Genomic DNA, 21,739 nt, shown 5'->3' with positions numbered 1-21,739 from the left:
TATTATCTATTATTCATTTTATAACAGTAAAAATTACGCTAAAAACTTAAATATCTCCCTGTTATATAATTTAAACACTTTCATATATATCGTATTCACTGCGAAACCTACAATAAATGGCACAACAAAAAATGTTAATACCACTATTAATAAACGCATCAATGGATCAGCATCCATTAATTTAAAAGCACTAATTGGTCCTATTAAACCAATAATACCAAATCCTGCTGATTCTTTTGTTCCACTTATTTCTAATAATCCCCCGACAAAACCTGTGATTATGGCCGTCGTAAATATTGGTAGCAAAATTACTGGGTGACGGACCATATTAGGTATCATCATCTTTACGCCACCTAAAAATATAGTTAAAGGCACTCCTACTTTATTAATTTTGATTGTGCCTGATACTAATGCTGCTTCACAAGCTACGATGCCTAACGACGCAGATCCTGCCGCTATACCACTTATTCCTATAGCTAATGAAGTTGCTACTGTAGATATTGGAGAAATAATAAGAAAACTAAAGACAATAGCTATTAAAATAGACATTAATACAGGTTGTAATTCAGTAAATGTATTAACAAGTTTCCCGATACCTGTAGTAATCATTTTGATATACGGTAGAATTGTTACACCAATCAGACTTGCTGAAAAACCTACAGTAGTTGGTAAAAATATGAGTGCCAGGCTGCCAAAGCGATCCCCTATTATTAAAATAAATAATACTGCAATAGCTGCTGTGATCATTGTATTAATTAAATCACCTACACCAACTAACACAACGGCGCCATTTTTAAATTGGGCAATGCCACTTCCTACGAAAGCAGAACTGGCTACTACAGCTGTAGCTAACGGTTGAAGTTTAAAACGCATCGCTATTAATGTTCCAACTAATAATGGCACAGTAAATTGAATAGCTAATACGATTTGTAAAGGGGTTTGAAATATTGCGTTTTTAGAAGATAAAAATTTTAATAATTCTCCAAGTATTGCATTAGGTACAAAAGCTGCAACAATCGCAATTGCAACCCCCGATAAAACATTATATAAAAATTGTTTAGGACTTACTCTTTCCATTTTATATGTACCTCCGTGGTAAAATATAAAACATAATATAACACATATCATTTATAAAAAAATAGTTATTAAATTTTTTATACAAAAATCTACAAAATTTAACCCATTATAAAAGAAACGTAATAATCATTGCGTTTTTTTATAATGGGTTATGGTTATTTTCAATATTTTACTATTGCACATCATCGGCTTTAAGGACTAATCCTTGAGTTTCATTTTCGTAGAATGTTAATTTTTCTAATTTATTACCCCCTGGTATCTCATTAGCAAATTGATCCCAAATCCAAAACGCAATATTTTCAGCTGTTGTATTCATTGTAGGCAATGTTTCATTCACTAGTTGATTGTCTAAATAAGGTGCAATGCGTTCTTCATAAATTTTATCTACTTCATTGAAATCTAGCGCTAATCCTAAATCATCTATCGGTGATAATATTTCGATATCAAACTTATAAAGTTGATTAGTTAAATCTACGTGTTTGCTTTTAGAAAAAAATATGCGATTATCACAAGTAAATTGAAAATAGTTTTTAATTCTTACTGGTGTATTTCTATATTTAAATTGTTCGGGTGGATGTACATTTTTTATATCAGACATATAGTAATCCTCCTTCGTTTAATATTTAAATATATTTACCCTAAAATTATTAATCTAAAGATACTACCCATTACAAATCGTATATATTACGCTCTTTGTGGGGTAATTTATTGATAAATGGAGTGGGGTCTTCGGCGTAACTATTACCGACACCATCTTTCATACGTTGAAAATGTACATGGGGGCCTGTTGTTTGTTTACCAGTATTACCTGACAACGCAATGACTTCCCCTGGCTTAACTTTATCTCCAACTTTAACTTTATAGTCATTTAGGTGCATATACCATTGATAGTACCTGCCATTACTTTCTGTAATTTGCAAAACTTTACCACCTAAATCGTTATCGAAAGTCCGCGTAACTGTTCCATGTGATACAGCTTTTATTTTTGTATCTTCTGGCACAGCATAATCGACACCATAATGTTTGCCTTCACCACTAAGTTTATTTTCTTTATAATCGCCAAATGATTCTGTTTTCCTACTTTGCTTCTTAGAGATAAAATGACTAGAATCAAACTCTTTATTTTCAATATTGTCGTTATTTTGCAGTGTCTCATATAAATGATGCTTCACATTTCCAATATTGAAAGTAATTATAACGGTTGGCACAACTACTATTAATATCCACACACATACTTTTACAATGGTTTTCACTTACTTAATCATTCCTCATATAGATAAGATTGGACTGTTAAGTATACTTATCTATTTTTTTAAAAGCGAATGATTTACACATCTTATAGAAGAGTTTACTTACATTTTTTCTCTATCCAAAATCACTAATGCTTTATGCACTTCTGCTATACACAATTTTTCGAATTTTCTTATCTTCATTAACTATTATTTTCATTAACGAACTTTAATACGTCTCCAGTTAATGGAACGGCATTATTACTTTCATTTTCAACGCCACCATAATGTAGTGCAATTAACTCATTTTCATCATTAAATACGCCCGAACCAGAGTTACCTCCATACGTACTCGCGTCATACGTCATACTTGTTGCGCTATTAGATAGTATTCTACCTTTACTTTCCCACATTGTAGCCGTAGGTTTATCTCCTGGATAACCTGTGACTGTGATGTTGTCCCCTTTTTTCTCTTGAGTCGAATCGCTAATAGTTGCTGGATTAACTACGTCACCTATGTGTTGCCCCTTATCATTAGCTTTAAAATGAACTACAGCTAAATCGGCATCTCCGTCATATTGTTCACTACTTTCTTCTTTAAACTCTCCGTATGGATAAGTATTTTCATCCGTTGCTGCCGGTGCAAATTTCATATTGCCATTAGATAAATCTGCTACGTGTTTATTAGTCAAAATAGTATTTTCACCTATAACAACACCTGTTGCAATATTTTGACCCATATCCACAAAACCTAAAGATTGATAGTGTGCACTTTTTGTATCAGAAACTTGATGTCTATCATTGTTTGGTAATATAACTCTAGAACTTATTTGGTCTGATGGCTGTGTGTCTTGTGCTTGATTATTTGTGGCAGCTTGAATATTATGATGACTAAAATTAATTACTGAAGTTACAGCTAATATTGCCACCAAACTCGTTAATACTTTTTTTGACATAATAAAAAACCTCCTATTCTTTTCTTAATTCTTAATTTATATTTAATATCAAAAATAATCAAATGGTTTATAGAATTAATTTGTAAAATAATTACTCTTTATAAAAAATATACATTTATGTAATCGAAATAACGATAAAAATAATAATCCAACTCATGATATGAAAGCGACACTTATTAAAAATTGCTGACAGTTATATTTGAGATTAAAAAATCCCCTCACCATTTATCATAGCGAGGGGATAATAATAGTTAGCATACGGAATCAGACTAGTAATTTGTAATTAACAATTGAATTTCTATATTAAAAATTATTTTTGATTTAAATTCTATATAATTATCAATACACATTAAATTAATATTTCAACCATTCAGGTTTACTTGACCCTCTCGGAATAAGGGTGAATTTGTAGTGTCCAGGTGTCTCAGTCATTTTAACTTGATCTGTGACTCCAACATAATGGCCAAGTGGCGTATCATCTTCGAATTGGTCTGGACTAACAATTTCATGTTCATCTGTGGAATTGAATGTGCTATTCACATATTCCTTATCAAAGATACCTAAAGATAGGAGGTATAAAGATACACGACTTAGATTAACTTGAACTTTATAACTACCACCCTCTTGGGCCCTTCTTTCTAGTGCTTTAATGGCAGCAGTTTCTAATAACCAAGAAATAACATAATCATTCACTACAACTATAGGTGGCAATTTCGGTTTATCGGCTGTTCCTTCTAAATCCATAACCCCCGTTACACATCCTGCAGTTTGATCGAATCCATTTCTGTCTGACCATGGTCCTTCCTCTCCGTAACAACTTACTGAACAATGAATAATACCAGGTCTTTTTTCCGCTAATTCATGTGGCGTCAAATTTTTCTCAGTCATAAAGCCGTTACGTTTATTTAAAAAGAAAATATCGGCATCTTGCAATAGCTCATCAAATTTTTTAAGATGTTTTTGTTGATTATCAATATCTAAATATGTTGAACGCATGCCAATATGAGAAGTTAATAGCAATGTTTCTTCTTCAAATTCAGTAGGGCGCCAAACATTTAATACATCAGCACCATGTAATGCTAAACCACGTCCTAATCCAGCACCTGCAATGACATGTCCCATGCCAAGCACACGTATGCCGTCTAAAGGTTGTGAAGGATTACTAGTAAAGGGTTCTGGCTTAGATTCTCCTATTTTTTCAATAGTCACTAGAGGATTCTGTGCTGTATATTCAAATTGTTCTTCATTTAAAAATTCAGGCACCGAGCGGACGACAGGCATTACAACACCCCTTTCGGCAGCTTTCTCCTCTAAATCATGTGAATGCCATTGTCTAATAGCATGAGAAATTGACTTTTTATTTGGCAGTGCATTTAATAATTCTAATGTATGTCTTTGTGCACTAGGATAAGGATTTAAAGGCATAACCCAACGTCCATCTTTTGTTTGGTAAAAATCAAATCGTGTTGGGTTATCAGGAAATATTTGTGATTTTGCAGCAAAACCATTTAATGTTTCCCACTTTTTTTCATAGAACGGGGAAAGTCTTTTTAATGCTTTTCTTATATCAACTTGTATATCTTGACTTATACCTGTTCTTTTTTTCCATAATGAAGCAACAGCTACCGATTTGGCTGCTAAACCAATACCAGCAAGAGAAGCTATTTTCAGTGTGCTAGGTTGTATAGGATCTTTACCGTAAAATTCTACCTTGCCACCTGTGTCTTCTACAGAATAGCCAATACCATTTAAAATACTTTCTAATTCTTTATTAATGTCAAAATCGTCTTGTTCTGCTGATTTGATACGATTGTCATAATTATCCAACAAAACATTTTTTAGTCTGTTACTATCCATCTAATTCCTCCTAATTTTTTCCACTCTACAGATAATAATTCTACTAACTTATATATTTTGCAATCTTTTAGCCCATATATTCCTGCTTAAAATAAAAGTTTCCCTTCTTGCTAAAATACAATGACATTAAATCTTTTATAATTTAAATTAGTAGTAGCACCTTGAATTCATTACTCACGAAAAAATTAAGGCTGAGATATCTATTGACATCACAGCCCCATAACTTTATCAATTTAAAATTTTGACCATCGAACGATCTACACTTGTAGCATACAATCCACCAAATTTAAGTAAGTGAATCATTAAAATATATAACTTATAAAATTCCATGCGGAACTCGGCATCTTTAGCTAGTGGATACTGTTTGTTATATTCTTCATAAAATGCTTGATTAAAACCACCAAACACCGTAGTAATACCTAAATCAAATTCTCTATCACCATATAACGGCGCTGGATCAAATAATGCAGGCTCGCCGTCAGTTAGGAACATATGGTTTCCTCCCCACATATCACCATGTAGTAATGAAGGTTTGCTGTTATGTTCTTTTAAAGACTTGTTGATGACGTCTTTAACTTGATTAAAGGTATCTACATCAGCCTCTATCCATAAGCCTTTATCTACTAAAGCATCTTTTAATGGTTCTAAACGTTTTTCAACAAATATTTCTTGCCAAGTATCACACCAACTGTTATCAAACGAAATATCTCCACCTTGATAAGGCATTTCAAAACCAAATTTACCGTCGGGTTGCTGTTGACTGTGCATTTTAGCAACTAATTTAGCTAACTCGCGTTGATCTCCACGTCCACCTTCTTGCAAATAGCTTAATAATAAATAGGCATCATTATTGATTTGACCATTGCCCTCTACTATAGGGGCTTTGATACCCGCTTCTTCAAATTTTTTCAAGCCAGCAATTTCTGCCGCATAAAAATCTGCATCTCTATTTTTTTGTACAAGCAAAAAGTAACTGTCACCGTTTGTTTCTACAATATATGCATCATTAACATCTCCACCGCCAACAGGCGATATGTTTTTAATATTGTTTAATGGTAGTTGTGCTTGCCATGAATTATTCATAACATCCCTACTTTCTTTCATTCCGTATAATTATAATATTACCTAATTAGTCATTTTTTAATCTCATGTTTCCAATTCCTAAGCAAGGAAAATATAATATTTCTTATAGTAACTTTATTTTACCTTACTATTTATTATAGAATAAAGATAATTACCGGAGTTAAGTTTAATGTACAAAATCAAATTATTGGAGCGTAATCAATGTATAAATTAATGAAACCTTTGTTATTTAAAATGGATCCTGAAGAAGCTCATGGCAATACAATCACTGTTCTAAAATTAACACAAAATCATCCTCTATTTTTATCAGCTATTAAACGTTTCTTTTATTATGAACATGCATCATTAACGCAACATATTAAAGGTATTACATTCCCTAACCCTATCGGTCTTGCCGCAGGTTTTGATAAATCTTGTGAAGTACCTAAAGCGCTTGAAATGGCAGGATTTGGTGCAATAGAACTAGGCGGCATAACGCCAAAACCACAAGATGGCAACCCTAAACCGCGTATGTATCGTTTACTTGAAGACGATGCACTAATTAACCGTATGGGGTTCAACAATCTAGGAATGAACAAAGCATTAAGTAATTTAAGACGCTTTGCTTATTCGTTACCTATCGGGCTGAATGTAGGAGTTAATAAAGTCACACCGTATGAAGAAAGATATCAAGACTATATTAAAGTGATTGATACTTTTAAAAATGACGTGACATATTTTACGGTTAACATTAGTTCACCTAATACAGCAAACTTACAAAACTTTCATGACAAAGATGAATTTACAATGTTATGCCGAGCAATTAGTGATTATAAAAAGCAACACAATTTACAAATTCCAATTTTTATTAAACTAACTTCTGATTTAGAAACATCAGAATTAAATCACATTCTGCCATCTATCGTTGACACTTTCGATGGTATCGTATTAGCGAATACAACTCAAAAACGGGAAAATTTAACGTCACAACATAAGCATGAAACTGGCGGTTTAAGTGGCAAGCCATTATTTGAACGTAACTTAGAGCTTATTAAATGGACTTATAAAGAGACTAACGGTAACTTCTTGATTATAGGTACAGGGGGCATATTCACTACAGAAGACGTTATAACTATGCTACGTAGTGGTGCATCTTTAGTTCAAATTTATAGTTCTTTAGTATTGCAAGGTCCAGGACTAACTAAAAAATTAAACAAAGGATTAGCTACTTATTTAGCACAGCATGGCTATAGCAGTGTAAGCGACATTATCGGTTTAGATGTTTAAACTTTATAATTTATTTATTTAACTAAAGTGACATATATTTTTGCTGAAACAGGGTATAGGAATAATAAAGGGGGCAAAGGTTATGTATAAAAATATTTTATTAGCATATGACTTTGAAAACTCATTTACGAACGTACCGAAAGCAATTGAGAATTTAAGTAGTGGACGCGAGGATGCGACGGTAACCATTTATAATGTTATTTCTGATGCAGAATTACAAAGCTCCGTGCGTTATGATAACCAACACGTAGAAGATTTAACAGCTAAAAAAGAAGAAAAACTACAGCCTTTCGTGGAACAACTTCAATCAACAGGTGTACAAGTTAATATAAAATTCAGTTCTGGCCCAATCCGAAGTAAAATTTTAAATGAACTTGAAAACAATGGCTACGACGTTGTAGTCATGAGTAACAAACGCGACAAAGCAAGCTTGGGGAACGTCTTAGGCAATGTAACGCATAAAGTAGCTAATAATTCCCCCGTTCCTGTGCATATCGTAAACTAAATTGAAATAGATAAAAGGGTTATCTCCTAACATTGTAGGAAATAACCCTTTTTAATATAAACAAAGCAACTACTATTATTGTTCTTTTAAATATTTTTCTATTATATGTAAAACACCTGATTCGTCATTAGAAGGCGCTCGATGATGTGCCACTTCTGCTAATTCAGGACTGCAGCTCTCCATTGCATAACTATGTGGTGTTAGTTGTAGCATCTCGATATCGTTGTTAGCATCACCAAATGCTAGTAATTCATCTTCTTCAATGCCCCACTCTTTAAGTAATTCTTTAATTGCTTCTCCCTTATTAACATGAGGTACTAGCAAGTCTAAACTATCAAATCCACTCGTCACTGAACGAATAGACTTACCAAATTTAGCGTTTAATTCATTAACAACATCATTCAATAAAGTTTCATCAGCGATGTGCATTGCTACTTTGACGATTTTGTCGTGACTTAAATCATCAAAGTTGTCTACATATGTAATATCTTTATAATATAATTTAACGTATTCTTTAAACGTTTCAGGGGCATCATCCCGTAAATATGAAGTCTTAACTCCGCTTAAAATAATATTTTTTATTTTATACCTTTGTTCTAAAAATTTAACTGCATCTTCAATTAATGTCGCATCGAAATGATGAGCATTTAGTAATTTATTATTGAAATATGTAACCGCCCCGTTCTCCCCTACGTAAGTAATATCTTCATCTTTATCAGGGAAAAATGATTGTAACTGTGCATATTGATTCCCACTAGCAACAATAAATTTAATGTTTTGGCGCTTGATTTCGTTAAATAATCGATCAAAATAAGTATGATCGTATGTGTGCTCCGAATTTAAAAATGTACCATCTTTGTCTACTGCAATTGCTTGAATCAAAAATATCCCTACTTTCATTGATTATGATTAACAAAAAAGGGAGTGTGACAGAAATCTAAATTTTCATCATAGATTTCATACCCCACTCCATAACAGCGGAAATAACTTGATTAAACTAAGTATAAATTTATGTTCAAATCTCTTTCTACTGCTAACACAATATTATAACCTAAGGCTTCAAATAATATTCCAGCTGTTTTTACATCGTTATAATATTAAAACGATTACCATCAGGGTCACTAAACAGACCACCATAATAACCTTCTAATTCACTACCACGCTGTAAAACTTTCCCATCTGAAGCATCAACTAAATTTAAAAGTTCATCAACTTCATCATTTGTAGATACAGATACAGAAACTAATGCGCCATTGTTCGTCGTTTCGTTTACACTCGCTGCTTTTTTGAATTGTTGTTGTTCAATTAACATGATAATATGCTCATCCTTAGTTTGAACACCTAACATTTTGTCCAACATTGCCTCATTTTTTTTAATTTCAAAACCTATTTTTTCATAAAATGCTTCGCTCCGTTGCAAATTTGAGACACATAAATTTAACCAATTACCCGTAATTTTCACACTAATACCCCCTTTAAATGATATTTTGTTACAATAAAACATCTAACAAGTATTAGTTATTACTGCTATTACTTTTATCATTGTGTGCAAGTTGACGAATATGACTAAAATCAACTTTTTCTAAAATTTTAGCATAAGTATTACTAACATCCTTTATAATTTCGGCACCAGCATCTGTTAAATATATATACATAGCACGATGATCTTCTACACACTCTCTCCTACATACATAATTAGGTGAAAAGCTTTCTAATCTATTAATCAATCGTGACATGGCACTTTGACTTAAATCTACCACGTTAATTAAATCATTGATTTTATATTTATTCCCTTTAGCATTGTTAATTTCATATAATACATAAAATTCTTTTAAACTGAGGTTATATTGTTGTCTTAAACTTTTCTCCATCATTGCTTCAATATAATGCACATATTGCGTTAATTCCAACCATTGTGCGATTTGTTGATCTTGATCCATATACAACTCACACCTCCTTGTCATTTAATTGCCAAAGTTTTCAACGCTTTAAGTATATATGATTTATACAATTATTTGAAGTTCAAGATACTGTGACGAATACACTTTTATACGTTTATTGAAATATAATAACTCCTACGATACATTTATCTATCGTGGGAGTCATAAATAACATTTATTATTGTTGTTTTAACAATTTAGATTTTAAATCTTTACGTTCGTAGTCTAATGAATAAGGATCATTTAACCAATAAATCCCTTCGTCAACTTTGATATCATGATGTTGCGTTACTGCTTTACTATTTTTCCATACGTCTTTATCGCCGAATGATAATTTAGCACCCTTAGCTACTGGTGTAATTACGTAATCACCTGTCATTTTCGGAATATCTTCTTCCGAAATTTCAGCAAGATCATTTTTCTTAGTTGCTTTAGCTACATTAGCTGGCATCTTTAGACCAAATGAATCGTAAAGCACTTCACTACCATGTCCATAAGTTTTACCTAGTACATACAATTTTTTATCGAAATCTTTAATAATTGATACTGATGTGTCAGCACCGATGGCTTTTTTAATTTCTTTACCATCATTTTTTGTCTTTTTATCCCAGTCTTTAACCCATTGTTTCGCTTTATCTTCTTTACCTACAAGCTTACCTAATTCAATATGTTGTTGCTTATAGTCATGTTTTTGATAATTAAATGCTACAGTAGGAGCGACTTTTTGAAACTTTTTAAGGTTTTTATCAGTATTATAATCTATGATTAAATCTGGTTTTAATTTCGCTACACTCTCAACGTTTTCTGGATCTACTTTTTTCACATCTTTAAATTTATCTTTTAATACCTTGCTGTCATTGACGATTTTAGCTACACCAACGACATTAGCGTCTAATTGTTTTAATCCTCCGGCATAGGTAGCGCCTAGAACAACGATACGTTTAGGTTTCTTGGGAACTTTAATATTTTTCCCTGAATCTTGTTTATAATTCTTTGTTGCTTCTTTATCGTTTTTATTACTAGAACCATTACTACAAGCCGTCAACACAAGTAACATTGCAATTAATGTAATAATTATTTTCTTCATTTTATGTACTCCTTTTTATATTAATAATTTATTTCTTATATATTTACGTTTTCCAAACTATTTATATTTTATCTCTATATCTATTTAATAGAAAGGTTAAAATTATATTTTAAAGATTATTGAGATTCAAAGTGCAATTTGGTTCTCAATTTTAATAAAATTAAGCATTTTGAGCGATTATTCTATACACAATCTAATAATTTGGTATAAACTAATATCATTGAGGAAATTGTAAGAGTGAAATTAATTGGAGGACTTCTAATGACAACATTTGAGTATAACTTTACAGTCGAAACATCTTGGATAGATCATAATGACCACATGCATGATGCTAAATATTATTCGTTATTTAGTGATTGCGTGGTCTATTTCTTCAAATCTGTAGGTTATGAATTTGAACGTGAAGATTTGCCAGTAACCATTTTTAGTTTAGAATCACACATTTCTTTTTTAAAAGAATTACGTTTAGGTGATTCCTTTACTGTAAGACCTTATATTTATGATTATGATGCCAAACGTACGCATCTTATTCTAGTAATGTCTAATGCACAGGGAGAAAAAGTTGCTACCTATGAAGTAATGATGATTAGTGTAAGTAATGAGACACGTAAGAGTGCACCGTTCCCGGATAAAATTTATCAAACTATCGCTGACTATTACACACAACAACCGCAATTTGAAGTACCTAAACAAGTCGGTCATGTCATTGGCATCCCCAAAAAGTAAGCTGATGACTAGTATATAGGTACTTCAAACGTATAAAGAGGCTGGGAAATCGCTTAGGTTTCTCAGTCTCTTTACGTTAGTTTTTTATTTTTTACGCTTCGTCACTTTTGAAAGTTCTATACAAACCATCTTTCACAAATACCGCAAACTGTTCAAAATGTTCACTTTTAGTATAGTCGTGATTTACTATGACAGGAATGTTTAAATTAATAATCTGTGCGATGACGGTACGCATAAAAAATTCAGGTTTAACGTCGCGCATTTTACCATTGGTGATAAACCATTCAATTTTACTTTTTAAATTACTAGTTAACTTATGAGTAAAAATATTAACTAATATTTTTTGGAAATCTTCGTTAGTAATAGCTTCATTAAAGACAACTTTAAGAATACGTCTATTGTCATAAATAAATTGAGACCTATTGTCTACAAATAACTTTATAAACTCATCAAAATTAGTTGTTTCGTTTAATTCGTCTGTAAATTGTTTTACTGCCACCGGTGCGATATGATCTCTTAAAATTGGAACTAATCCTGCATATAATAACATTTTTTTACTTTTAAACTGCTTAAATACTGTTCCTTCAGCGACATTTGCACGCTGCGCAATTTGCTTTGTACTCGTCTTATCAAAGCCTTGCTCGCTGAATAACGTAATGGCACTCTCAATGACTCGCCTTTGTTTATCACTTAAATATTCAAGCTGAGGGACTATACTCTCAACTAAAGATTTTATATCTTGATTCATATTATCCTCCTATACTTTTCTGTATCTTTTCATACCTATGATATTTAGAATAAGTAGCAAGATAAAAAAGGCTGCTAACACTATTAAATAAATGTAAATATCATTAAAACTATAACCTTTAATCATAATATTTTGCATTGTTTGTCCCGTGTAAAACAATGGCATGATATGCGCAAAGTATTGTAATCCTTTATTCATAGATTCAATTGGGATAATACCTGCAAATAACACTTGTGGCACAATAACTAATGGGATAAATTGAATCATCTGGAATTCTGATGAAGCAAAAGTGGATAATAATATGCCGAATGTTACGGCTACTAATGCCGTTAGAATTGTTGTTAATAAAACAAAACCTATAGACCCTACTAAATTGATGTGCAAAATATAAATAGCATACAACACAACGACGATAGTTTGGATAACGCTAAAACTACCATAACCGAATACGTAACCAAAAATAATTTCACTTCTTTTTATTGGAGAGGCAAGTAAACGTTCTAATGTGCCAGAAGTACGCTCTTTTAATAAGCCAATGCCAGAAATTAAAAACGTAAAGAAAAAGACAAAAAATCCAATTAAAATAGGATTTATCATATCAAAATACGTAGAATCTGATGAACCATATAAATAGTGCGTTGTTAGTTTATATGGTTTAGCCATATCTTGATGAGGCGTGTCTCCCCCATCCCCGGGCATTTTTTGTTGTATTTTAGTTAACGCTTGATGCAATTTATTAGTATTATCTTTCATGGCATTCATGTTATGACTCATTAACCATTTTTGATTTGCACCTGTTAGTTCTCCTGCTTGTGTAGGATTATCGTTAGCATAAGTCACTGATACTTTTTGACCATCACTGTGCAAAAATCCTGTTAATTTGTCGTTTTTAATTTTATTAGCTATATCATTGTTATTATAATAATGTTCAACATGAATATCTTTATCATGCAATTCAGTAATTAATGAATCCGGTACGTTAGAAACGCCAACCTTGACACCATTAGTATTATCAGCAACTGTGAAAATATAATATAGTAGCGACAATATTAATATAGGTGCAATAAGTAAGAGTGCCAACGTTCTTACATCTCGAATCGTCTGTTTGAAAATACGTCCCGCTATGTGCAACGAATTCATATTATCCCTCCATATTCAGAAATACGCCTTCAATCGTATCTGTATGATATTGTTTTTTCACTTCATCAGGTGTACCCGTTGCCAATATTTTTCCTTGGTTCATTAATACGAGCTTGTCACAGCGTGTAGCTTCGTCTAATACATGCGTTGTCACTATAATGCATTTATCCTCTGCCTTTGCTTTAGCTAAATCCTTCCAAATCGCCTGACGCAATTTAGGATCAATGCCGACTGTAGGTTCGTCTAAAATAAGGATACTAGGATTTTGCAAAAAGCTAATCGCTAAAGATAACCGACGTTTCATTCCACCAGAATACATTTCGACTTTTTTATCCAAATCATTGTCTAACTGAACCATTGAACTACATATGTTCACACGTTTTTTAATATCTTCTTTGTCACGTATATAAATTCTTGCGAAAAACGTTAAATTTTCACGTCCAGTTAAATCATTATATAAAGCATCATTTTGAGCCATATAACCAATATTTGATAATATCTTTCTATTCGGCATTGAATGTTCTTGAATAGTGACTTGCCCACCATCAGTTTTCTCCATGCCTAAAATGCACTGTATTAACGTCGTCTTTCCAGTACCTGAAGGACCAATTAGTCCCACAACTTCACCAGCATTAAATGATATCGATATATCATCCAACACTTGTTGTTTACCAAAGGATTTACTTACATTTTTTACCTCTATCATAAAGTATTCCTCCTCACGCCAATAAAATGAGTGACCACTCACTTTATTTACATATTACTCTTTTTTAGTACGTTGTCAATACAAAAAAAGCGATACTAAAACTTAGAGTTTCAGTATCGCTATTAAACACATATTAAATTATTTAACTACATCTAATGCTTGTTGTAAGTCTTGTACTAAATCTTCTGTGTCCTCAATACCAACAGACAGACGAATTAAGCCATCTGCAATACCTTCTTTTTCACGGACATCTTTTGGAATTGAAGCATGCGTCATAAGTGCTGGTACTGAAATTAAACTTTCAACAGCACCTAAACTTTCAGCTAAAGTAAAGTATTGTGACTGTTTGATGACCTCTTTAGCTTTTTCAATATCTGCAACCTCAAACGCGACAACCCCAGTATGACCAGAAGTTTGGTTTTCATGAATATCATGGTTTAAATGACTTTTAATACTAGGATGGAATACATTATTTACGGCAACGTGATTTTGTAGCATTTCAATAATAGCTAACGTATTGCGTTGAATTTGATCCATTCTTAAGCCTAATGTTTTAATGCCTCTAATTAATAAATAGCTATCTTGAGGCCCTAATACGCCACCAGTTGAATTTTGAATAAAGCCGATACGTTCAGCTAAATCATCACGTTTTGTCGCAACTAATCCTGCTACAACATCACTATGACCACCAATATATTTCGTAGCAGAATGTAACACGATATCTACACCAATCGCTAAAGGATTTTGGAAATAAGGTGTCATAAACGTATTATCCACTACAGAAATTAAATCATTTCTGTTGGCAATATCTACAGCTGCTTTTATATCTGTAACACGCAATAATGGATTTGAAGGTGTTTCAATATAAAGCATTTTAGTTTGTGGTGTAATGTGTTGTTCGATTTGATCGGCATGTGTCGTATCTATAAAATCAACTTTAATACCATAGCGCGTAAATACTTTCGTTAAGGCACGATAAGTACCACCATAAACATCAGAGTTAATTAATAAATGATCGCCTTCATCTAATAACATAATGACCGCTGTAATTGCAGCCATACCAGAACCAAAAGCAAAGCCATAGTTACCTTGTTCTAATTCTGCAATAACACTTTCTAATGAAGAACGCGTTGGATTAGCTGAACGTGAATATTCATAACCTTGTCTTAAATCACCAATGCCGTCTTGCATATAAGTACTTGTTTGATAAATTGGTGTCGTCACGGCTCCAGTGTATTCATCTGTAGTGTGTCCACCATGTATTAATTGAGTTTTTTTATTCATTATAATTCTCCTTTAACTCTCTGTTTGAACTTTCTATTTCTATTGCTAAGTACAAAACTTAAAAATATAAATTAATTCCTATTTAATCGATAAGTATTATACAATAAGCTTGCAAATAATAGCAAACAATCAAACTACTAATCCTTATCTCTTTAATAGGATATATTGATTTCTTTAATGTCACATAGTATAGTTGTAATTATCAGAATATTCTTAATAAAAGGAGTGCTTTGTATTGAGTAAGAATAAATGGCATTTAGATACACTTTCCATTCATGCTGGGCAAGAAGTAGATGATTTTTCAAAATCACGTGCAGTACCAATTTATCAAACTTCTAGTTACACATTTGATGACACTCATCATGCACAATCGCTTTTCTCTTTAGCAGAAGATGGTAATATATATACTCGCATCATGAATCCTACTCAAAATGTATTAGAGGAACGCCTTACTGCATTAGAGGGTGGTGTAGGCGCACTTGCAACATCATCTGGTCAAGCTGCAATTCATTTAGCTCTATTAAACATTGTGGAATCAGGAGATGAAATCGTCGCATCTTCTAATTTATACGGTGGAACTTATAATTTGTTAAATGTAACCTTTAAAAAATTAGGAATCAAAGTACATTTCGTTGACCCAAGTAATCCTGACAACTTTAAAAGCGCAATCAATGATAAAACAAAAGCAGTATATGCCGAAACTATAGGTAATCCACGTATTGATATTTTAGATATTGAGGCTGTAGCTAAAATTGCACATGATAATGAATTACCATTAATTGTTGATAATACTTTCCCAACACCTTATTTATTAAGACCTTTCGAATTTGGCGCCGATATCATCGTACATTCAGCCACTAAATTTATTGGTGGCCACGGTACTTCTATTGGTGGTGTCATCGTAGATAGCGGTAATTTCAATTGGGATAATGGTAAATATCCTGGTCTAGTTGAACCCGACGAAAGTTATCATGGCATTTCATACGTCAATGATGTCGGAAAAGCAGCATACATTACTAAAGCACGCGTGCAATTACTACGTGACCTTGGCTCTGCAGTGTCACCTTTTAATGTTCATGAATTTTTAATTGGCTTAGAAACATTGCATTTGCGTATGCAGCGTCATTCTGAAAATGCTCTACGTGTCGCTCAATATCTAAACGAACATCCAAAGGTTACATGGGTAAACTATCCTGGGTTACTAGACAATCCATATAATGAATTAGCACAACACTACTTACCTAATGGTCAAGGTGCAATACTAACGTTTGGAATCGATGGCACTGTGAATGAAATTTCAAACTTTGTCGATGGTTTGCAACTATTTTCACATTTAGCCAATGTAGGAGACTCTAAATCTTTAGTAATTCATCCAGCAAGTACGACTCACCTACAATTATCCGAAGAAGAACGCCAAGCTTCGGGAGTACTTCCAGAGCTTGTCCGTTTATCAATTGGTACCGAAAACATTGACGATATCATTAGTGATTTAGAACAGGCATTAACTAAAGTCTAACTTGGACATGGAGAAATATATTAAGATACATTTACACCTACATACAACACTTCATTTGTATGTAGGTGCTTTTATTGTCTTGTAGTTTATCACCAATTAGACTACCCTTCATTCTAACGTCAGACAACCCGAAGGCTTACATATATTAGTACTTTTAACATTTTTTGAATTTATAGTTTGATATTGGGATAATAAACTTAATTTACATGACCGGAGGTAGAGTTATTGGTTAATGAACGAGATAAAATTACTATGACTGTTATTTTATTAGCAGGTAAAATATTATTGTCTTCCGGAGCTGAAGTCTCTAGAGTAGAAGATACTATGCGTCGTATGGCAATAAGTATGGGTTATTACGATAGTCAAGGATATGTGATTAATGTATTTATTAATTTCTCCTTAAGTCCCGATCACGACACCCGTATTATTAGAATTGATAAAAATATAACCAATTTATTGAAAATATTCCAAGTTAACACAATATCTAGAAATTTAACGAGTAATCTCATTTCAATAGAAGAAGCACATGACAGTCTTAAACGCATTGATCATACTTCTTATAGGAGTGCTTTATGGAAAAAAGTCATTGTAGCTGGTTTAATTTCATTAAGCTTTTTGTATTTATTAAATGGTACTTGGCAATATGTAGTAATTACTTTTCTTGCAGGTTCAATAGGTTATTTTATCGTTGAATACATGCAAAGTAAATCATTAACTATGTTCATTCCAGAGTTTATAGGCTCATTTATTTTAGGATCTATCGTCATATTGGGGGCAAAACTATTTGGTGTAAGTGGTAACTTAGGAGCTTCAATCATTGCTTCAGTCATGCCTATTGTACCCGGTGTTGTCATTACCACTGCTATCCAAGATTTATTTAGTCGTCACATGTTAATGTTTACTGCTAAGTTTCTAGAAGCGCTCGTAATAGCTTTTGCCATAGGCTCTGGTATAGCTATCGCCTATTTAATTTATTAAGGAGGTATCGTAATGACATTCGCTTTCTCTTTTTTCTTTAGTTTTACCGCTTCATATTTTTTCGCATTTATTTACGATGCACCTAAAAAATTATTTATACCTGCTGGTTTAGCAGGTGCTTTGGGATATATTGTTCATTTTATTTTTATTGAAACCATGCAAATGGATACTATTTATACGAGTTTAATAGGGAGTTTAACTTTGGGTTTAATTAGCCAAATATTAAGCCGTTTATTAAAATCGCCAGTCGTTATTTTTATGATACCTGGAATTATTCCTCTGGTACCGGGGAGTTTAGCTTTTAGAGCAACTCAACAACTTGTAACACTAGATTTCACAAGTGCTGGTACAACATTTATTAGAGCAATCTTAATTGCAGGGTCCATTGCTTTAGGTTTACTATTATCGGATCAGCTATCAAAAACACTAAACATTACAAAATATTGGCGTGTTAAAAAGAACAAATTATAAAAAAGATTGAGTATGCAAGATACGTTGTTTAAAAGCGCATCATTCATACCCAATCTTTTTTATTTCACATCATATAATCCTGCCAAAACATTTGAGTTTAAATTACTAATTTTCACTTTAAACTCTCCTTCTGTCATTAAATTATGTTTTCTCGCATAATTTTCAATACTTTCTTTATATGGTAATGCACTATTCGTAACACCACCACCTAATACAATCGTATACACATTATATAAACTATAAATGTTATTACATAGTTGTTGGGTCATTTTCATTACTTCATTCAACATTGCAGTAATTTCGCTATGCTCCTCATTCATATACATATCAATAGCTTGCCGTGTAGAAGTTTCTTCCCCCATTAACTCAGTTGCTTTTCTACTAATAGCTAATCCTGAAATTTCATTTTCTACACATCCATATTGTTTACATACAGGACATTGATAATCGCTATCCGTTTTAATGATTGTATGGCCAATCTCTCCAAAGTTCCCATCTACGCCAGGTAAAGGTTTACCGTTCTTCATATATGCTAAACCTATACCTGTACTTATTGTTAAGTAAATAAACGAGGACTCATTTACATCTAAGTCACGGTATTCAGCTCTAATTGCCGCATCAGTATCATTGACAAAGGCTGGTTCGAAGGCACTATATTTACGTATATAGTCACCTGCATTAAATCCATTATATTGTTGTAAGTTCGGAGGATTTAAAAAAATACCTTCGTTATAATTACACGGACCTGGCATGGCTATATTCAATGTTTGAAGTGCTAATTGGTCATATTTTTCTATATAGTCTGTAGCTAATGAGATGATTTGGTCGAACTGCTGCTCCGGGCTCGTCGCAATTGTCTTAAAAGTTTGATAATCAATAATTTCCATACTCTCATCAACAATACCGACAATCGTTTTTGTTCCACCAATATCGACTGCTAGTTTATACATGATTTACATCCTTCCTTGATTTAGACATAGCTTACAATCATGGTAAAGGCACCATTATATTGAATCGCCTCATCTTCTGAAGTTAAAATGAAGTGTTGGCCTTTATCAAGCGTATATTTATCTCCATCTACTGAAACTTCACCAGAACCATCTATTATGGATACAAGACAATAATATTGTGGTTTTTCAAAAATAGTTGTATGTCCTATCTCCCATTTTTCAACGGTGAAAAAGTCATTAGAGACAAGTTGAGTATAATTTTCGCCTGCTCTTTGTAATTCTATTGGTGTCACGTTTGGCGATGCTTGAGATAAATCGATGACGTCTTTGCTTTCGTTCAAATGTAATGCACGCTGTTCACCGTTTTTATCAGTTCTATCATAATCATAAATTCGATAAGTCGTATCTGAAGATTGTTGCGTTTCTAAAATCATAATACCTTTACCGATAGCGTGGACAGTCCCAGCTGGAACATAGTAAAAATCGCCTTTTTTTACTTTTACAGTATTAAACAATTTATCAAATTCACGATTGTCTATCATTTTATTTAATGTTTCTTGATCTTGTGCATTAACGCCATATATGATTTCGGCATCTTCTTCGGCATCTAGTATATACCAACACTCTGTCTTACCATACTCTCCTTCATGTTCTTTAGCATACGCATCGTCAGGATGAACTTGTACTGATAATTTATCTTGAGCATCTAATATTTTTGTTAATAGTGGGAATGCTTCTCTATCATCGTTGCCAAAAAGCGCACGATTATCATACCATACTTGATCTAATGTGTAGCCTTTGTAACGCCCATTTAAAATAGTATTTGCACCGTTTGGATGTGCCGAAATTGCCCAACATTCACCTGTTTTGTCATAGGGTATATCATAACCAAATTCAGTCAGTTTTGTCCCACCCCAAATACGCTCTTGAAATACAGGTTTTAAAAATAATGGCATGTCATTCACTCCTTTTATATTTCTTTTAATTGTGAATATATACTATCAATACTACCAGATTCTATAAAATATTGATGTCTATTGTAAACGTTTTCCACTTTACTATTTTAATGATTGAATGTTATTTAAGCAACTTATCTTGCTACTTTACTTATAGAAGAAATGAAATATCTTGTTAAATTTTATACAAAAACGTTACTCTATTCATTTTTACGGGTAATAATAATATAATAATTTTAATAACTAATAAATGTGTGTTAACGACAAATTACTTAAGTTTTTGATACATATTAAAGGAGTGTTCTACATGCGTATATTAGTACTTGGTGCTGGCGGCATTGGCGGTTATTTTGGAGGTCGTCTAGCAGAATCTGGTAAAGATGTTACTTTTTTAGTGCGGTCCAAACGAAAGTCGTCGTTAGAAGAAAATGGTCTAATAATCAATAGCGTTAAAGGTAACTATGTATTTTCTCCCAAGTTAATCACTAAATCAGATTATGCCGAACCTTTTGATGTCGTGCTATTATCAACAAAGGCATATCATTTAGACGCTGCTATAGAGGACTTAAAACCATTTATCGGAGAGCAAACAATTATCATACCTTTACTTAACGGTATTGCTCATGTTTCTCGCTTACAACAATCCTTTGGAGAAGATAAAGTATTTGGTGGATTGTGTATCATCGAAACAACCTTAGATTCACAAGGTGAAATTAATCATACGAGTGATTTCGATCAATTAATTTTTGGTGAATTTACTAGCGAACAAACTGAACGTGCGAAAAAAATAGAAACTGCCTTATCTGGTTCTAAAGCAAAAATCATTTTAAGTGACAATATTAGTAAAGATATGTGGCACAAATACTTAATGATAACCGTCATGTCTAGCGTTACAACGTTAATGCATGCACCTATAGGTCCAATTAGAGATAGTGAAGATGGTAAATTATATATTGAAGATATGTACAATGAAGTTGCACAAATTATGCGCATACATCAAGCGCCTATTTCAAATAATATTGTCAGCAATTACATGAAGTCATTAGATAATTTGTCTTATCATTTTAAAACGTCTATGCAACGTGACATGGAAAAAGGCTTAAATATCGAAGGCCATCATATTCAAGGCTATATTTTAAATTTAGCACATAAATACAATTATGACGCGCCTTTATTACGTTCTGCTTATCAACATCTAAATGTCTATAATGAGATGTTAAACTAATTACTTTAACAAACTATAAAAACTATATTCATAATAATT

The 21,739-nt window shown here is 32.6% G+C and carries 23 protein-coding genes; 7 read left to right on the top strand and 16 right to left on the bottom strand.

Annotated elements, in window-relative coordinates; translation table 11 throughout:
* Positions 1 to 33: 33 nt before the first annotated feature.
* The 6 genes from ISP02_RS01670 to ISP02_RS01645 all read right to left on the bottom strand — a co-directional run bounded on the left by ISP02_RS01670 (position 34) and on the right by ISP02_RS01645 (position 6,202).
* The gene (locus tag ISP02_RS01670; RefSeq protein WP_195719938.1) at positions 34 to 1,077 is read right to left on the bottom strand and encodes a PTS transporter subunit IIC; all 1,044 of its coding nucleotides are present in this window, start codon (positions 1,075 to 1,077) and stop codon (positions 34 to 36) included.
* A 172-nt stretch (positions 1,078 to 1,249) separates the two neighbouring features.
* Entirely contained in the window at positions 1,250 to 1,675 is a 426-nt protein-coding gene (locus ISP02_RS01665) for a 6-pyruvoyl trahydropterin synthase family protein (RefSeq protein ID WP_195719937.1), read from the bottom strand.
* Between the two features lie 70 nt (positions 1,676 to 1,745).
* Positions 1,746 to 2,330 carry a M23 family metallopeptidase gene (locus ISP02_RS01660; protein ID WP_195719936.1) on the bottom strand — a complete coding sequence of 195 codons (585 nt, stop codon included), beginning with the start codon at positions 2,328 to 2,330 and terminating at the stop codon, positions 1,746 to 1,748.
* Positions 2,331 to 2,509: 179 nt separating this feature from the next.
* Positions 2,510 to 3,262, bottom strand: coding sequence for a trypsin-like serine peptidase (locus tag ISP02_RS01655; protein WP_195719935.1), 753 nt, complete (start codon positions 3,260 to 3,262; stop codon positions 2,510 to 2,512).
* Between the two features lie 354 nt (positions 3,263 to 3,616).
* The gene (locus ISP02_RS01650) at positions 3,617 to 5,119 is read right to left on the bottom strand and encodes a CoA transferase (protein WP_195719934.1); all 1,503 of its coding nucleotides are present in this window, start codon (positions 5,117 to 5,119) and stop codon (positions 3,617 to 3,619) included.
* A gap of 228 nt (positions 5,120 to 5,347) precedes the next feature.
* The gene (locus ISP02_RS01645) at positions 5,348 to 6,202 is read right to left on the bottom strand and encodes a fructosamine kinase family protein (RefSeq protein WP_195719933.1); all 855 of its coding nucleotides are present in this window, start codon (positions 6,200 to 6,202) and stop codon (positions 5,348 to 5,350) included.
* Between the two features lie 201 nt (positions 6,203 to 6,403).
* Between ISP02_RS01645 and ISP02_RS01640 the strand changes: the two genes are divergently transcribed.
* Both ISP02_RS01640 and ISP02_RS01635 read left to right on the top strand, forming a co-directional pair.
* Positions 6,404 to 7,468 (top strand): quinone-dependent dihydroorotate dehydrogenase, encoded by a 1,065-nt coding sequence (locus ISP02_RS01640; RefSeq protein ID WP_195719932.1) that lies wholly within the window; start codon positions 6,404 to 6,406, stop codon positions 7,466 to 7,468.
* Positions 7,469 to 7,550: 82 nt separating this feature from the next.
* Entirely contained in the window at positions 7,551 to 7,973 is a 423-nt protein-coding gene (locus tag ISP02_RS01635; RefSeq protein WP_195719931.1) for a universal stress protein, read from the top strand.
* A gap of 75 nt (positions 7,974 to 8,048) precedes the next feature.
* Here the strand turns inward: ISP02_RS01635 and ISP02_RS01630 are convergent, their stop codons facing one another.
* From ISP02_RS01630 to ISP02_RS01615, 4 genes are all read right to left on the bottom strand, one after another.
* Positions 8,049 to 8,855, bottom strand: a complete 807-nt coding sequence (locus tag ISP02_RS01630) for a Cof-type HAD-IIB family hydrolase (protein ID WP_195719930.1) — start codon at positions 8,853 to 8,855, stop codon at positions 8,049 to 8,051.
* 199 nt (positions 8,856 to 9,054) lie between these two features.
* Positions 9,055 to 9,435 carry a VOC family protein gene (locus ISP02_RS01625; protein ID WP_195719929.1) on the bottom strand — a complete coding sequence of 127 codons (381 nt, stop codon included), beginning with the start codon at positions 9,433 to 9,435 and terminating at the stop codon, positions 9,055 to 9,057.
* 52 nt (positions 9,436 to 9,487) lie between these two features.
* Positions 9,488 to 9,913 carry a MarR family winged helix-turn-helix transcriptional regulator gene (locus ISP02_RS01620; RefSeq protein ID WP_195719928.1) on the bottom strand — a complete coding sequence of 142 codons (426 nt, stop codon included), beginning with the start codon at positions 9,911 to 9,913 and terminating at the stop codon, positions 9,488 to 9,490.
* 178 nt (positions 9,914 to 10,091) lie between these two features.
* Positions 10,092 to 11,000 carry an ABC transporter substrate-binding protein gene (locus ISP02_RS01615; protein WP_195719927.1) on the bottom strand — a complete coding sequence of 303 codons (909 nt, stop codon included), beginning with the start codon at positions 10,998 to 11,000 and terminating at the stop codon, positions 10,092 to 10,094.
* Positions 11,001 to 11,261: 261 nt separating this feature from the next.
* Here ISP02_RS01615 and ISP02_RS01610 point away from each other — a divergent pair, with 261 nt between their 5' ends.
* Complete coding sequence (locus ISP02_RS01610) at positions 11,262 to 11,726, top strand: thioesterase family protein (RefSeq protein ID WP_195719926.1); 465 nt, start codon at positions 11,262 to 11,264, stop codon at positions 11,724 to 11,726.
* Between the two features lie 91 nt (positions 11,727 to 11,817).
* On the opposite strand, the gene ISP02_RS01605 is transcribed toward ISP02_RS01610, so the two are convergent.
* The 4 genes from ISP02_RS01605 to ISP02_RS01590 form a co-directional block, all read right to left on the bottom strand.
* Positions 11,818 to 12,474: a TetR/AcrR family transcriptional regulator gene (locus ISP02_RS01605; protein ID WP_195719925.1), complete on the bottom strand. Its 657-nt coding sequence runs from the start codon at positions 12,472 to 12,474 to the stop codon at positions 11,818 to 11,820.
* Between the two features lie 9 nt (positions 12,475 to 12,483).
* Entirely contained in the window at positions 12,484 to 13,614 is a 1,131-nt protein-coding gene (locus tag ISP02_RS01600) for an ABC transporter permease (RefSeq protein WP_195719924.1), read from the bottom strand.
* 1 nt (position 13,615) lies between these two features.
* The gene (locus ISP02_RS01595; protein WP_195719923.1) at positions 13,616 to 14,320 is read right to left on the bottom strand and encodes an ABC transporter ATP-binding protein; all 705 of its coding nucleotides are present in this window, start codon (positions 14,318 to 14,320) and stop codon (positions 13,616 to 13,618) included.
* A 138-nt stretch (positions 14,321 to 14,458) separates the two neighbouring features.
* On the bottom strand, positions 14,459 to 15,604 hold the full coding sequence (locus ISP02_RS01590; protein WP_195719922.1) for a bifunctional cystathionine gamma-lyase/homocysteine desulfhydrase: 1,146 nt from the start codon (positions 15,602 to 15,604) through the stop codon (positions 14,459 to 14,461).
* Between the two features lie 235 nt (positions 15,605 to 15,839).
* Here ISP02_RS01590 and ISP02_RS01585 point away from each other — a divergent pair, with 235 nt between their 5' ends.
* The 3 genes from ISP02_RS01585 to ISP02_RS01575 all read left to right on the top strand — a co-directional run bounded on the left by ISP02_RS01585 (position 15,840) and on the right by ISP02_RS01575 (position 18,569).
* A complete protein-coding gene (locus tag ISP02_RS01585; RefSeq protein WP_195719921.1) occupies positions 15,840 to 17,120 on the top strand; it encodes a homocysteine synthase in 1,281 nt (426 codons plus the stop codon).
* Between the two features lie 225 nt (positions 17,121 to 17,345).
* The gene (locus tag ISP02_RS01580) at positions 17,346 to 18,098 is read left to right on the top strand and encodes a threonine/serine exporter family protein (protein WP_195719920.1); all 753 of its coding nucleotides are present in this window, start codon (positions 17,346 to 17,348) and stop codon (positions 18,096 to 18,098) included.
* Between the two features lie 12 nt (positions 18,099 to 18,110).
* Entirely contained in the window at positions 18,111 to 18,569 is a 459-nt protein-coding gene (locus ISP02_RS01575; RefSeq protein WP_195719919.1) for a threonine/serine exporter family protein, read from the top strand.
* A gap of 59 nt (positions 18,570 to 18,628) precedes the next feature.
* Here the strand turns inward: ISP02_RS01575 and ISP02_RS01570 are convergent, their stop codons facing one another.
* The gene (locus ISP02_RS01570) at positions 18,629 to 19,519 is read right to left on the bottom strand and encodes an ROK family protein (protein WP_195719918.1); all 891 of its coding nucleotides are present in this window, start codon (positions 19,517 to 19,519) and stop codon (positions 18,629 to 18,631) included.
* A gap of 20 nt (positions 19,520 to 19,539) precedes the next feature.
* Positions 19,540 to 20,475 (bottom strand): mannose-6-phosphate isomerase, class I, encoded by a 936-nt coding sequence (manA, locus tag ISP02_RS01565; protein WP_195719917.1) that lies wholly within the window; start codon positions 20,473 to 20,475, stop codon positions 19,540 to 19,542.
* 307 nt (positions 20,476 to 20,782) lie between these two features.
* Between manA and panE the strand changes: the two genes are divergently transcribed.
* A complete protein-coding gene (panE, locus tag ISP02_RS01560) occupies positions 20,783 to 21,700 on the top strand; it encodes a 2-dehydropantoate 2-reductase (protein WP_195719916.1) in 918 nt (305 codons plus the stop codon).
* Positions 21,701 to 21,739 lie beyond the last annotated feature (39 nt).

It is taken from the genome of Staphylococcus durrellii, assembly GCF_015594545.1.
Classification (GTDB): Bacteria; Bacillota; Bacilli; order Staphylococcales; family Staphylococcaceae; genus Staphylococcus; species Staphylococcus durrellii.
Note: the sequence above shows the minus strand (reverse complement) of the source record. Positions and strands in the feature narration are given on the sequence as shown.